Source organism: Nostoc sp. LEGE 06077 (genome assembly GCF_015207705.1).
Classification (GTDB): Bacteria; Cyanobacteriota; Cyanobacteriia; order Cyanobacteriales; family Nostocaceae; genus Nostoc_B.
In genome coordinates, this window is the sequence record NZ_JADEWI010000096.1 from 1 (window position 1) to 14,290 (window position 14,290).

Consider the following 14,290-nt stretch of genomic DNA (forward strand, 5'->3'; position numbering starts at 1 on the left):
GGCAATGGCACTTAAGGCATAGGCTTTGAAATAGGAATCGCTAATTTTGTTGGCAGAGTCGAGGGCAGTTTGCAGCAACTCGCTGGCTTTTTGTTGGTTGTTGAGTTTGCTGTAGGTTTCGGCAATGGCACTTAAGGCATAGGCTTTGGAATAGGAATCGCTAATTTTGTTGGCAGAGTCGAGGGCAGTTTGCAGCAACTCGCTGGCTTTTTGTTGGTTGTTGAGTTTGCTGTAGGTTTCGGCAATGGCTCTTAAGGCAGAGGCTTTGGACTCGGAATCGCTAATTTTGTTGGCAAGTTTAGATGCTTGAGAGAAATTTTGATCTTTAGCAAAGGCAGAAATAGCTTTTACTTGATATTGAGGATTGTTGATTTGCTCACTGGCATTAGTTAACTGCCAGCGAATTTGAGTTAGTTGCCCCGAAATTGTATAGTTTAACCAGCCCCAAATGCCCATTCCTAAAACGGCAATAAACCCAAAAATTCCAAAATTGCGATAAATTCGCTGCTTACTTTTGTAGATGAGCTTTTCTTTTTGCTTTTGCCTGTCTCCCCACATTAAATAAGATTTCTGCTGTTCAATTAACCATAACTCCCGCCAGCCTAATAAATAACGGGGATTTTGATTACTATCTATCCAAATTTTTACTTGTTTATTGAGTAATTCATTGGCTTTATCTGCCTTGGGCAAAATCTTTCCTGATAGCTTCAGCACCGCCGGAATCATGCGTTCATGTGCCAATTGATAGGCGGTTTCTTCTTCTTGTTGCAGCGGCATAATTAAACGCTCTTGCTCTAGCCAACGTACTGCATCTTGAATATCTTTTGCTCCTATGGGCTTGAGTTTGTTCTGCAATTGAGCTAAAGTAAATGCCCCCGCCCGCGTCAAGCCATTAGAATCAATTAATTCTAAGAGCAATTTCATCACTGCTTCTTTTTGGGCTGATGTAGCTGATTGTTCGCGTAGGCTTAACAGTCCCTCAAGATATTGATATAATAAGCCTTCAAATCTGCCAATTTTATTTAAAGCATCTTTGTCAAATTTGCGAATTTCGGTTGTTTTTTGATCGCTAATCACTAGCGAGAGAATTTGAATATCGACAGGGGAAATCGGCTCATCAGATTTATCTTTGCCTCTATCAACTAACTCTTGTTCAACAAAAGTTTCTATATCTCGGCGGTCAAATTCTATATCTTCTGCCTTGGCAATTTCTTCTAAAACATTGGTTGCTTGTTCTACCGAGAATTTTTTTAACTTAATATTATTTCTGGAATCCAGGGAATAATTCAAAACTTGCTGAATTTCATGTTGTTGGTAAAATAAATCTGAGCGAAAACTCATTAAAATCTTGACAGCAATTTCCTCATTGCTATACCAATTATTTAAGGCATCAATAAAAGGACGACGCGCAGCGGCTGATTGATAATGAACGAAAAATTGCTCAAATTGATCACAAAAGAGAATTAAAGGTTTTTGGACTGTGGCAATACTTTGATTGAGAACAGCAAGCAACTCTAATTGTTCAATTTCTGCGCCAGATAAATTTAAATTTAATTCTTTATTTAACGCTTTTTTGACGGTGATTAACGGGTCTTTATCGGTAAACTGAATATAAATTCCCTGTTCGCTTTCCAGTTGCGGAATTAAACCTGCTTGTAAAAACGAGGTTTTACCACATCCCGACTCACCCCACAAAATCCCTATGCGAAAGTTAGCATCATTGAGAATCCTTAAACAATTCCTGATATCTTGATGGCGCTGTAACTTACTAAAAATCTCTGCATCATTTGAGGTAAAAGACAATAAACCTTTAATCGCCTGACGTTCTACAGGGTTTTGTGCTGCATTCGATAGGGATGGTTTAACGACAACAGCCACAACAACCGCAACGCTAAAAAGTATCCCGACAGCCAGACAAATCCAAAAAAACCATCGAGAATTTTGTTCGCCTAAAAACTTGGCGATCGCCTCTCTCGAAACCCAAGCAAGAATAATAGTAGCCAGAATCAAGGAAATCAATTCAACCCATTTTTTTTCCCGAATCCATCCTGCTACTGTTTGTACAAAACCAGCGATTGATTCTGTTGTTTTCTTAATTGTTTCTAATACATCATTGATACTAAAAGGCGGGGTGGAGTCAGCCATGCTAAACCTGCCATTTTGCTAAAAAAATCAGCAGGTGGACTAAATTCACAAGAAAATCAAATCTCTCAAGTCCAAGGTCTGCTTTGATTTAGCATCAAATTTATATTGTCCACCTGCATCAGTATAGCGGTATTTACGTAAGGGAATCAACGAGTAGGGGCGTTCGCTCTTAGCGTTCCCGCAGGGTACGGCCGTTCGCCCCTACACCTTCGCTTGAATGTTTTCAATAAATGCTCTGTCGTTTTCAATAAACGTCCTGTCGTTTTCAATGAACGTCGTGTCGTTTTCGATAAACGCTGTGTCGATTTCAACAAACGCCCTGTCGTTTTCAAGAAACGTCGTGACGATTTCAACAAACGTCTGGATGTTCTCTATGAATGTCGTGACATTTTCAATCAAGAAGATGATACGGCAACTTTCAAGCGCTTTAGCATGGCTTCTCGCGCTTGCATTGCGAGGTCATCATCTAACGGTTTCAAGCTGATGGGTTGTTGATATTTCAGCCGCAGTGCTGTTTGAATTAACCAGTCAGCCACAAAAGGATTTTTGGGTAATAAGGGGCCGTGGGAATAAGTGGCGATCGCATTCTGATAAAATGCACCTTCGGTACCATCTTCGCCATTATTGCCCAAACCATACACCACACGCCCCAAAGCTTCTACTTTGCCTAATTTGGTGCGTCCACCGTGATTTTCAAAACCCACGAGATAAGGTTTGCTACCTGTCATCTCGGTTAAATCTTTGGCGAGGCGGGAGGCGGTAACTTCTATAACTAAGTTACCAATGCAACGTTTGGTATTTTCCCCAGGATGAATTGAAACTAAATCGAGTATTCCTAACCCGTCAATTCGCTGTCCTAGTCCTGGTTCATAATAATGTCCTAGCAGTTGGGGTGAACCACAAGTAAAGACTCCTGGTGTGCCATTTTCAATTTTCTCGCGCATTGCGTCGGCTTTCGCGCCTTGCAAATCACGCATGACAATTTCTTGCTGACGGTCTTGTGCGCCACCACCAACAATCACATCAACAGACTTAATATCCTCTGCTGTGGAATTTTGGTCTAGAGGTAATATTTTAACCGTGTATCCCCGCCATTGCGCGCGACGTTCTATTGTAATTACATTACCGCGATCGCCGTAGGTACTCATCAGCGTTGGATACAACCAACCAATTGTTAATTCTAATTGTTCAGAACTCATAACTCTTTACTCATAACTGATAATTTATAACTTTTTTCTTTCTATGGTTGCAGAATCCGGCGCATATCCAGAACCAAAGACGCTGGGGTCAGCATATCGTAAATCTGTCCTCGGTAATGAGTTTAGTAGTTAAAATTTTTGGCTGGACATATAGCAATTGTTACCAGCTTTCAGTATTTTAGGTCACAGTTTTGTGATTGTCAGACAGCCATAATCTCCACAGGTGACTGTAAATTTACTAAATACTGGGTAAACAGTTACACTGTTTTTCCAAATTCCGCAAAAGTTAACTTGGGTTAACTAAGCGACAAATTGTGAATATCTAAATGGAGATTATATGCAGGCAATTGAAGCTCCCAATTTGACGGTAATTGCGTATGAAAATGCAGTTCCTGTGTCTCAACTACCTTCTATCTGGCAAGATATTGCTAACGGATTGGCAGATGTAAGAATCCCTGATCCACAAAGTTATGTTGAGATGGCACAGTTATTTCAATATAAGTTAGAACAGGGTGATGTTGACTTATTTAACGAACGTCCAGAATTAGAATATCTTAAATCTTCATTTTCCCAACTATTTGGAAAGTTAGCTTGGGAAACCCTAGAATTTTATGGTTATGACTTTATCAAAACTAGTTATCCAGATTTTACTATACTGCTTGAATATGTAGAATCAAAGGGAGAAAAGTTTGTAAATGAAGTAAAAGTAGCGCGGATAGGAATAGAACTTTTTCAAGAGTTTGGCTATGAACTACCAGCTAGTTTTTATCATGTACATTTAGCACCAATTTACCGCGATCATGTATTTGAAGAACGCGCTTTAAGATTTGATAAGCGAGATATCAAACATAAACGTTCTTGGGATGCAATATTACACGCAGGTAAGGTTTTTGCAATGCAAATGAAAGTGCAGAGTATCGCCTCTAAATATGGCTTTACTTATCAACATGGTTGTGGTTGCAATTCTCATTTATCTTCTATTGATACATCTCGCGGGGTATTTGAATATGAATTTACCCCCGAAAAGCGTCAACGGTGGTTGAGAAGTTTTATCTGGACGGCTTGGTATGAATACGCGTTCTTTCCTATTGTCCCAAATACCAGTTATTTAGTTTAGGGAGGGAGAAAGGTGAGGGAGATGAGAAAGATTATAAAAAAGTTTCTCAATTCCCTATTCTCTAAAGAATTTTTCTGCCTGTGAGGACTTCGCGCACTTCTAACATGGCAGAATAAGTAGGAAGAATGTGTAAGGTTTCGTCGGTTGGTGTATGTTCTAGTGCAGTTGCGATCGCTTGCTTCAAATCTTCCTCGACAATTAAGTTTAAGTTACTCTCCACAGACTTTTCGCTGTAGCGGAGACGTAGAGCCATATCATAAACGCGATCGCCACTGACTACAATAGTTCCGCCACGTTCGACTAATTTTTCTGTATCCACATCCCAAATCCAGGATACATCAGTCCCATCGGGGGTGCGATCGTTCAAAACCATCAGTGTAGTTTTATCCGTACTTTGATTCACTACCCGAATAGTTTCGTTTGTCCCTACCGGATTTTTTGATAATAAAATTCTGACCTTTTTCCCATCAATCACTAAATCTTCGGCACGACCAAAAGCAGCTTGAAAGTTATTAATAGTATCTCTAATCGTTGCTTCATCAACTCCCAATTCAATCGCAGCAGTCACCGCCGCCAAAGTATTGTATTTGTTATACAAACCAACTAAAATTTGTCCCCAATCACTGCTTTCTAGGGTTGGTTTACTCTTACTAAAACCGCAACTGGGACAAGTAAAATCTCCCAAGTGGGACAAGTACACACCTTGGTAATCTAAGGAATGTCCACAATTGGGACAGTAAATAGAATCTACAGCGTGTTGAATTGATTCGAGGTATTGTTTTGGTTCATTCAAACCAAAGAATAACACCCGTTGGGGCAACTGCTGACCGAGGTAAGATAAAGTCGGGTCATCAGCATTGGGAATTACCACCGTTTCCTTGGGAAGTGTAGAAATCACCTTCGTCCAGCGTTTACTGATGGTGTCTACTTCCCCGTATCTATCGAGTTGGTCGCGGAACAAGTTTAAACACAGGATAATTCGCGGCTGGAGTGGTGCTAAAACCTTCGGTACAATATTTTCGTCAACTTCCAGAATGGCGTAGTCAGCCGCCAGCGTACCTACCAAGTTAGTATTTTCTAGTAAGGCCGTCATCAAGCCATTTTCCAGATTTGCACCGGTGGAGTTATGCGCGACGCGATAACCTTTGCGTTCGAGAATTGTTTTTAACAGCAGTGACGTGGTAGTTTTGCCGTTAGTCCCAGCAATGATAATTACGCCATTGTTCACCTGCTGACTCAATAATTGCAACAATCGAGGTTCAATTCGCCGCGCAATTGACCCTGGTAATACACTAGCAGCACCTAAACGTAGCGATCTCACTCCAAAGGTGACAGTTTTCGCCGCCAACACTGCAAAACCTAGTCTTAGTCTATCTATCAGTTTGATTTTCTTGCCCACTTCTTTACCTTAATCTTCTGATGGTTGGTAATTAATGTAGTTGTAAATTTAATCCTGTGAGTTTAGCGAATCTTGACTCAAAAAGCCAGCGCTAGAACACCAATTAAGTAATCTTGAAAGAACCTCTCCCCCGACCCCTCTCCTACACTACAAGGAGAGGGGAGTTTGGCTCCCCCTTCCCTCGTAGGGAAGGGGGCTGGGGGGTTAGGTTTTTGATTACTGAATCGATGCTCTAGGAAAGTGCGAAGTCCGAAGGATGAAGTGTGAAAAAGAAATTTCCGACTTCAGACTTCATACTTCAGCCATGTCCCCATAGGGGTTATCTTAAAAAATAGTGCGCGGGTGTAATTACATATCCAGCTTAGTTTGCCGAATTCAGCACCAACTTAGGACAAGTCATAGCTTGCAAGGTTTCTTTTGATGAATAGTACAAAGTTGATTTTTTTACAAAAACAAATGGCTGACTGGCGACGCTTGGTATCAAAATGCCTGTTGTTGCTTGTGTGTCTACTGATGTTCACTATCAAGCCGGCTTTTGCTGGGATTAATGATGATCTTTATGATGGCAATATGTTTGTCGTTTATTCTGGCAATGGTTCCTTAGTACCACCCAGACAGACACTAGCACAGACTTTAAAAGAACATAAACCTGCGTTTTTGGCATTTTATGTTGACGACAGTAGGGATTGCAAACAATATGCCATTGTAATTTCTCGTGTCCAGGAATTCTACGGACGAGCCGCAGAAATCATTGCTATTGATGTTGATACAATTCCCGTCAAAGAAAAATATGATCCCACAGAACCAGGATATTACTATTCTGGCGGTGTGCCGCAAGTTGTAGTGTTTAATCAGTCAGGCGAAGTCTTGTTAAACAAAAAAGGTCAAGTACCCTTTGAAGAAATAGACGATAAATTCCGCGAAGTGTTTGATTTATTACCGCGTTCTGAATCAGTGGAATTAAAACGGCGATCGTTTAATGAATTTAGTAGTGAGTTAGCCAAATAACTGCCAGGGTAGACTGAGATGGTCTACCCTAATTTTTAGTACTGTTAGCTACTGCATCAACCATAGTGCAAAGGATAATGTTTATATAACCTGTTATCACAACTGTAGAAATTAATAGTTAAAGTTCAAAACTATTAACTAAAGCGATGTGCGACTTATTTTTAAAACCCCACTTCCATTCCTCTCCCCGCAACGGAAAGAGGCTTTAATTCTTACTCCCCTTCCCTTGTAGGGAAGAGGTTGGGGGTTAGGTTTAAGATAAAGTTGCACACGGCGTTAACTATAGTCTATTAACCATTGACCCTTGGCTAATAACTGATGTCAAAAGTTTACACTACCGAAGAGCTAATCCAAATTTTGGCAGCCGAACGTCAAGCTTGTCTTAAAGGAGAGCGTCTGAAGTTAGAGGTAACTGTCTCTGGCAATCCTGTAATAGACCAGTTTATCAGAACCGATGGGTTCCAAAAGTTTACTGCCTATCAAGATTTTAAGACGGCTATTCACGATTATCAAAGAGAACATCATGTTTCCGGTATTGTCTGGCGCGAAATGACAGTCAAAGGCAAAACTTTGCGCTATCCAGAAGTAGATACCGAGTTAGTAGGGTTGACGAGCGACATCGCAATATTACAATCTGCCAAAATTTCGATATTGAATTTTTGGTATGAAGTAACTAGCGATATGGATTTATATTTAAGTTTTAATAATAGTAAACAGTATCAACAAATTGCTATAGATGATGTTGAAAGAATTGCTCAAAGAACTGAATGGGCAAGTTTATGGAAGTGGGAAAATCCTAACTTTTTAGAGATGCTTTTACAGCTAGGATGGGGTAATCCTGAAGAAGCCAGATATAAACGCGGTAGACCACATTCTGGTAGTGAATATATTCACTCAGTCAACCCAGGTAATTTACCTATCGGTTAAGTAATATAGCGTTTTCAACTCTGGTAGGTTACAAAATTACCCCTCCCCAACCCTCCCCTTGGCAAGGGGAGGGTGCGCGACAGCGCGGGTGGGGTGTATTTCATCTGCCTGAGAATTGCTATATAGTAGCCCTAAAGTATTTGTGAATAGCAAGATACCCGACTTTGTGAAGAAGTCGGATATCTGAGCCTCTCGAATTTAACAAAACAACTAACTAAACTATTTTAAGATGTAGGCGATCGCCAGAACTGGATACGTGCAAACTTAAAATTAACACTAACCCTTCAACGCTTTTCTAAAGTTGCGGCGATAGGATTGATTAGCGATAAATAAAGCTGGCCACAACAAAGATAAAGCAATGCGATTGAGTAAGGATGGTGTAAAGTTAGTCCTTGTAAATCCAGTCCAAAACTTCCAACCTAAACCGACATAACCTACTATCAAAACAAATACGATTAAGTTGCTCATTTTCAGGAACTCCATTCACTACTGACTAAATTTAAGTTAAGAATTGTCAAAATATATGAGCAATTCTTAATTTATACTCACAAGGTAGATTCTAGCCCTAATGTTCAGACTACTGAAGGATGTATTAGTACATTCTCTGATTCCAGTGTAAAGTAGCATCGGGCATTGTAGCTAGTTAGCCTAGTATCCTAGTGCCACAACTTAATTAAGCTCAATTATAAAGTTAAAAAGAAATATATTATTCTAGATTTCTCTGTGATTTTTCCAACTTGCTTGCTACCTTTAAAGCGGTTGAAACTGGCATAATAAATAAACTCGATTCCCAGAAACATTTCTTAATTTTTTTTAGACAAATAGGCTGCTGTGTTGAGTAAATATGCTTAACATTTATTTTAGATGTCTCTTGTGGAAGTTCCAGAAATTAGAACATCTATAGGACACTAATGAAAGACACAACCAACTATTTTCATGGGTATGCAAGCAGCTAAGGCTGCAAATAGTTTAGGAGGATTTATGCGTGCAGTACTGATGGCAGGCGGTTCAGGGACACGGCTTCGTCCCTTAACTTGCGATTTACCCAAACCTATGGTGCCGATTCTTAATCGTCCCATAGCCGAACACATTATCAATCTTCTCAAAAGACATCAAATCACAGAAGTAATTGCAACATTACATTACTTACCTGATGTTTTGCGAGATTATTTTCAAGACGGTAGCGATTTTGGCGTACAAATGACCTACGCAGTGGAAGAAGATCAGCCGCTAGGGACAGCAGGCTGTGTCAAAAATATTGCCGAACTTCTGGATGAAACTTTTTTAGTAATTAGTGGCGATAGCATCACAGATTTTGACTTAACAGCAGCACTAGAATTTCATCAACAAAAACAATCAAAAGCCACTTTGATTTTAACTAGGGTTCCCAATCCCATTGAATTTGGGGTAGTAATTACCGATGAAGCCGGAAAAATTAAGCGATTTTTAGAAAAACCCTCTACAAGCGAAATTTTTTCAGATACAGTCAACACGGGTATTTATATTCTGGAACCCGAAGTTTTAGATTATTTACCAGTTAACACCGAATCTGACTTTTCTAAAGATTTATTCCCCTTACTTTTGGCAAAAAATGAACCCATGTATGGTTATATTGCCCAAGGTTACTGGTGCGATGTGGGTCATTTAGATGCTTATCGGGAAGCGCAATATGATGCTTTAGATCGTAAGGTAAAACTCGACTTTATTTATGAAGAAATTTCGCCCGGTATCTGGATAGGACAAAATACTTTTGTTGACACGACGGCTCATATTGAAACTCCCACAATTATCGGTGACAATTGCCGAATTGGGGCTAGAGTGCAGATTGAAGCGGGAACTGTGATTGGTGATAACGTTACAGTTGGGGCTGATGCTAATCTTAAGCGTCCGATTGTCTGGAATGGGGCATTTATTGGTGAAGAAGCACATCTCAGCGCCTGTGTAATTTCCCGTGGTAGCCGTGTTGACCGTCGCGCTCATGTATTAGAAGCGGCTGTGGTCGGTTCGTTATCTACGGTGGGCGAAGAAGCGCAAATTAGTACTGGTGTGCGTGTTTGGCCGAGTAAAAAAATTGAGTCTGGTGCGATTTTAAACATCAACTTGATTTGGGGTAATACTGCCCAACGAAATTTATTTGGGCAACGTGGTGTACAAGGTTTGGCAAATATTGATATTACTCCAGAATTTGCTGTGCGGTTAGGTTCGGCTTACGGTTCTACTTTAAAACCCGGTTCTAAGGTTACGGTGTCAAGAGACCAACGAAATATGTCTCGGATGGTGACGCGATCGCTCATTGCCGGTTTAATGTCTGTAGGGGTGGATATTCAAAACCTTGATGCTACTGCTATCCCCATTGCCCGAACAGTTATTCCTACTATGTCTGTGGCTGGCGGTATCCATGTCAGGGTACATCCCGATCGCCCCGACTACATTTTGATTGAATTCATGGATGCCAAAGGGATTAACATTTCCAAAGCCCAAGAAAAGAAAATTGAAGGGGCTTATTTTAAAGAAGATATGCGGCGGGCGTTGATTCATGAAGTTGGTGATGTTGCTTATCCCAGCCAAGTCATTGATCGTTACTGCACCGCCTTTGAGAAATTACTGCACGTTTCTACCCTCACCAACAGTCGCGCCAAAATCGTCATTGATTATGTTTATGCTGTGTCTGGGGCTGTTTTACCCCAAATGTTAGATAAATTTGGCGCAGATGCAGTAGTACTGAACGCCAGTTTGAATAAACACGCTGTCACCACCGCTGATCGGGAAGGACTGTTGACTCAGCTAGGTCATGTAGTGGAAGCACTCAAAGCTAATTTTGGTGTGCAAGTCTCGGCTAATGGTGAACAGCTAATTTTAGTAGATGAATCTGGCTTTGCGATTCGCGGAGAAATGTTAACTGCCCTGATGGTGGATATGATATTAACATCTAACCCCAGAGGTACAGTAGTTGTCCCAGTTCACGCCTCCAGCGCAGTGGAACAAGTCGCCCGTCGCCACGATGGGAGAGTGATTCGGACTAAGGCTAACCCGACAGCTTTAATGGAAGCTTGTCAAAGAAATTCCAATGTAGTGTTAGGCGGTAGTGGCGAGACTGGTTTCATTTTCCCCCAACTGCATCCAGGTTTTGATTCCATGTTCTGCATTGCCAAAATTATTGAAATGCTGACAATTCAAGAGCGATCGCTCGCAACTGCGCGTTCAGAATTACCCCGCGTAATTCATAGAACCCAGACAATTCGCTGTCCTTGGACTGCTAAGGGTGCATTAATGCGTTACTTGGTAGAAACTCACCCAGCCCAAAACCTCGAACTCATCGATGGTGTAAAAATTGGTCAACCTTTCGATGATAATTGGCTGTTAGTTTTACCCGATGCCAGTGAGCCATTAGTACATTTATATGCAAACAGTAGCGATCGCGATTGGGTAGACGACACCATCAGAAACTACCGCAACCGAGTGCAAACCTTCGTTGAACGACAACAAGAATATCACCCAGCAGAAGTTTGACTTTGCTAGACAGGGGTATAAGGATTTAGGGGGATGGGGGTTTAAGGGAATCGAAAATCTATATCCTCATACCTTACACCTCTGCTTCTAGTAACCTGTCACCTGTCACCTATCACCTATCACCTACAACATTTCATACTTCAGACTTCATACTTCAGCCTTTTTCCATTTGCTAGGCAGATGTCAGCATCAAAGGTAATCATCTAGTTTGGGGATAGTCAGATAATATAACCAGAGTACCCATGATTGATATCCAAGCTATTTCCATTCCTGAACCGCAAATTCCGACCCCGCAGCCAAACCCCCTACCCAGACCGGAACCGACACCGAATCCAGGAATTCCCGAACCTGTACCGGAACCAATTCCCCAGACAGTCCCCGCCCCAATTCCCCAAACTGTCCCCGGTACAATTCCCCAAACCATACCCGAACCTGTTTGAATTATCTTAGTAGTTTAATTCAAAATCCAAAACCTAAACTCCAAAATGCTAAGAGCCGGAATTGTCGGACTTCCCAACGTCGGAAAATCTACTTTATTTAATGCCGTAGTAGCCAATGCGAAAGCGGAGGCTGCTAACTTTCCCTTCTGCACGATTGAACCGAATGTCGGCGTTGTCGCAGTACCGGATGAACGGTTAAATGTGCTGTCGCAAATTTCCGGTTCTGTACAAATTATCCCAGCCCGTGTTGAGTTTGTGGATATTGCCGGTTTGGTGAAAGGTGCAAGTCAAGGTGAAGGACTGGGGAATCAATTTTTATCGCACATTCGAGAAGTTGATGCGATCGTTCATGTAGTGCGTTGTTTCGAGAATGATGACATTATCCATGTTGCCGGTTCTGTTGATCCAGCACGGGATATTGAAATCATTAATTTAGAACTTGGTTTAGCAGACTTAGCCCAAATTGAGCGCCGCATTGAACGCACTCGCAAACAAGCCCGCACCAGCAAAGAAGCTCAGTTTGAAATCACCGTTCTCGAAAAATTAATTGCCGCTTTAAATGAAGGTAAATCTGTACGTCAAGTCAGTTTAAATGAAGAAGAATCTGCAATTATTCAAGGGCTAGGATTGCTCACTAGTAAGCCAATTATCTATGCGGCCAATGTTTCCGAAGATGACTTAGCCACAGGTAATGAATTTGTCGAAAGAGTCCGGCCAATTGCAGCGCAAGAAAATGCTCAAGTAGTTATCGTTTCTGCACAAGTAGAAGCAGAATTAGTCGAATTAGCTGAAGAAGACAAAGCAGATTTCTTAGAATCTTTAGGTGTGAAAGAAGGCGGCTTGAAGTCTTTGATTCGCGCCACTTATGCCTTGTTAGGTTTACGGACATATTTCACCAGTGGACCTAAAGAAACCCGCGCTTGGACAATTCACGCAGGTATGTCTGCACCCCAAGCCGCAGGTGTAATTCACTCTGATTTTGAACGGGGATTTATTCGCGCTGAAACCGTTGCTTATGATGATTTAGTAGCACATGGCTCGATGAAAGGTGCAAAAGAAAAAGGCTTAGTCAGAAGTGAAGGCAAAGAGTACATCGTCCAAGAAGGAGATGTCCTGTTATTCCTATTTAACGTGTAGTTTAATTAGGGATATAAGGGTGTAGGAGTGAATGGGTTTAGGTGAAAATCAAACACGTTTACCCTATACCCTTAACACCTGCTTTAATTACTTCTACCTACCATATACACATAGGAACCAAAATTTTTATCATCAGTACCCACACTCAAACCGCCTGCTGCACCAGGTACTAATTCCATAATCATGCTTTATCACACGCAGATTATGTCATAATAAGCCGACGCATACCCTAGTCAGTTTTCCACCGTGCAAGATACCGACGCTATTAATGACCTTGCTGCTGCCCTACAACAGCCAACTGATCTTAGTTTTGAATTGCCAGATCCAGAAGATGAGCAAATTCCTGAGTCTGATTTTTTACAGCAGTTGGATATAGCTTGGCAAGTATGCGATCGCTTTGACCTACAAACAGAAATTTGGCGTGGGAGAATTTTAAGAGCAGTACGTGATAGAGAGAAAAAAGGTGGCGATGGTAGGGGTACAGGCTTTCTGAAATGGCTGAAGGAACGAGAAATCAGCAAGAGTCAAGCTTACTCTTGGATTCAACTAGCCAATAGTGCTGATACTCTTTTAGAAGAAGGGCGACTGGAACCTTCCGCAGTTAATAACTTTAGCAAACGCGCCTTTGTCGAAACAGCTAAATCTTCCCCAGAAGTGCAACAAATGGTGAGTGAAGCTGCCCAAAAAGGCGATCGCATTACACGCCGAGAAGTCCGTCAACTCGCTGATGAATGGATGGCGATGTCTTCAGATTTAATCCCTGAACCAGTAAAGGTAAAAGCCGCAGATAATTCATTACCACCGCGATATATTGCCCCACTGGTAAAAGAAATGGAAAAATTACCAGAACAACACCAAAAATTTATTCAAAAAGAAATCATTGCCAACCCTGACATAGATACTATTAAGCAGGTAACTACAGAAGCGCGTCAGTTAGCCAAATATCTCAAATCCGCGGCACAAGTCCAAGCACTAGTTAAAGAAGAAGTAGACATAGAAACCGCCTTAGAAGAAGCTCACAGAGTTGGCTGTCTAAGTGTAGCGGCTGATTTAGTCAATCAAGCTTCGCAAATGGAACAACTCATTGGCAAGTTATATATGACTTGGAAACGCATCAGTAGTTTAGCAGATAGATTATATGTAGATACTGGTGCCAGCACACCAAACTTGCGATCGCTTCTTAGCTGCATCGAACCTTTGGGTACAGAAGTTATGGAACTACAACTCAGCGGAACAACAGAACACACTGTCCGCTTGCAAATCCAAGAAACGAATTAGGTAATACCAATTCACGAAAAACATGATAGAAATAGTTAAATCAGAAATATGAGCAGACGTTCATGGCAGGAGTCACCAAAGTAAAAATAAAAGAGTCAGCCGAGGAATTACGTGAGCGGCTGAGAAAACA

The 14,290-nt window shown here is 41.3% G+C and carries 11 protein-coding genes; 7 read left to right on the top strand and 4 right to left on the bottom strand.

The genetic code is table 11. The features are described 5' to 3' along the window. Both IQ244_RS31095 and IQ244_RS31100 read right to left on the bottom strand, forming a co-directional pair. Positions 1-2,145: tetratricopeptide repeat protein (locus tag IQ244_RS31095; protein WP_193900528.1), on the bottom strand; the 2,145-nt coding region annotated here is incomplete at its 3' end. Positions 2,146-2,540: 395 nt separating this feature from the next. Next, positions 2,541-3,344, bottom strand: coding sequence for a type 1 glutamine amidotransferase (locus IQ244_RS31100; protein WP_193900529.1), 804 nt, complete (start codon positions 3,342-3,344; stop codon positions 2,541-2,543). Between the two features lie 337 nt (positions 3,345-3,681). Between IQ244_RS31100 and IQ244_RS31105 the strand changes: the two genes are divergently transcribed. Next, entirely contained in the window at positions 3,682-4,461 is a 780-nt protein-coding gene (locus IQ244_RS31105) for a hypothetical protein (RefSeq protein ID WP_193900530.1), read from the top strand. Between the two features lie 61 nt (positions 4,462-4,522). Here the strand turns inward: IQ244_RS31105 and IQ244_RS31110 are convergent, their stop codons facing one another. Further along, positions 4,523-5,860: a MurT ligase domain-containing protein gene (locus IQ244_RS31110; protein ID WP_193900531.1), complete on the bottom strand. Its 1,338-nt coding sequence runs from the start codon at positions 5,858-5,860 to the stop codon at positions 4,523-4,525. A gap of 420 nt (positions 5,861-6,280) precedes the next feature. Between IQ244_RS31110 and IQ244_RS31115 the strand changes: the two genes are divergently transcribed. Together IQ244_RS31115 and IQ244_RS31120 are read left to right on the top strand one after the other, a co-directional pair. Further along, entirely contained in the window at positions 6,281-6,868 is a 588-nt protein-coding gene (locus IQ244_RS31115) for a thylakoid membrane photosystem I accumulation factor (protein WP_193900532.1), read from the top strand. A gap of 318 nt (positions 6,869-7,186) precedes the next feature. Continuing rightward, positions 7,187-7,795, top strand: a complete 609-nt coding sequence (locus tag IQ244_RS31120) for a hypothetical protein (RefSeq protein WP_193900533.1) — start codon at positions 7,187-7,189, stop codon at positions 7,793-7,795. 276 nt (positions 7,796-8,071) lie between these two features. Here the strand turns inward: IQ244_RS31120 and IQ244_RS31125 are convergent, their stop codons facing one another. After that, the gene (locus tag IQ244_RS31125) at positions 8,072-8,263 is read right to left on the bottom strand and encodes a hypothetical protein (RefSeq protein WP_193900534.1); all 192 of its coding nucleotides are present in this window, start codon (positions 8,261-8,263) and stop codon (positions 8,072-8,074) included. Between the two features lie 513 nt (positions 8,264-8,776). Here IQ244_RS31125 and IQ244_RS31130 point away from each other — a divergent pair. The 4 genes from IQ244_RS31130 to IQ244_RS31145 all read left to right on the top strand — a co-directional run bounded on the left by IQ244_RS31130 (position 8,777) and on the right by IQ244_RS31145 (position 14,160). After that, the gene (locus IQ244_RS31130; RefSeq protein ID WP_193900535.1) at positions 8,777-11,305 is read left to right on the top strand and encodes a mannose-1-phosphate guanyltransferase; all 2,529 of its coding nucleotides are present in this window, start codon (positions 8,777-8,779) and stop codon (positions 11,303-11,305) included. 242 nt (positions 11,306-11,547) lie between these two features. Further along, a complete protein-coding gene (locus IQ244_RS31135) occupies positions 11,548-11,745 on the top strand; it encodes a hypothetical protein (protein WP_193900536.1) in 198 nt (65 codons plus the stop codon). A gap of 45 nt (positions 11,746-11,790) precedes the next feature. Next, the gene (gene ychF / locus IQ244_RS31140) at positions 11,791-12,882 is read left to right on the top strand and encodes a redox-regulated ATPase YchF (protein WP_193900537.1); all 1,092 of its coding nucleotides are present in this window, start codon (positions 11,791-11,793) and stop codon (positions 12,880-12,882) included. A gap of 246 nt (positions 12,883-13,128) precedes the next feature. After that, the gene (locus tag IQ244_RS31145) at positions 13,129-14,160 is read left to right on the top strand and encodes a hypothetical protein (protein ID WP_193900538.1); all 1,032 of its coding nucleotides are present in this window, start codon (positions 13,129-13,131) and stop codon (positions 14,158-14,160) included. Positions 14,161-14,290: the final 130 nt, after the last annotated feature.

Bases quoted from the DNA above. Each gene is read 5' to 3' on its own strand.
- IQ244_RS31115 (WP_193900532.1), top strand. From the start codon at position 6,281: ATGAATAGTACAAAGTTGATTTTTTTACAAAAACAAATGGCTGACTGG.
- IQ244_RS31130 (WP_193900535.1), top strand. From the start codon at position 8,777: ATGCGTGCAGTACTGATGGCAGGCGGTTCAGGGACACGGCTTCGTCCC.
- IQ244_RS31120 (WP_193900533.1), top strand. From the start codon at position 7,187: ATGTCAAAAGTTTACACTACCGAAGAGCTAATCCAAATTTTGGCAGCC.
- IQ244_RS31125 (WP_193900534.1), bottom strand. From the start codon at position 8,263: ATGAGCAACTTAATCGTATTTGTTTTGATAGTAGGTTATGTCGGTTTA.
- IQ244_RS31135 (WP_193900536.1), top strand. From the start codon at position 11,548: ATGATTGATATCCAAGCTATTTCCATTCCTGAACCGCAAATTCCGACC.
- IQ244_RS31105 (WP_193900530.1), top strand. From the start codon at position 3,682: ATGCAGGCAATTGAAGCTCCCAATTTGACGGTAATTGCGTATGAAAAT.
- IQ244_RS31100 (WP_193900529.1), bottom strand. From the start codon at position 3,344: ATGAGTTCTGAACAATTAGAATTAACAATTGGTTGGTTGTATCCAACG.
- ychF (WP_193900537.1), top strand. From the start codon at position 11,791: ATGCTAAGAGCCGGAATTGTCGGACTTCCCAACGTCGGAAAATCTACT.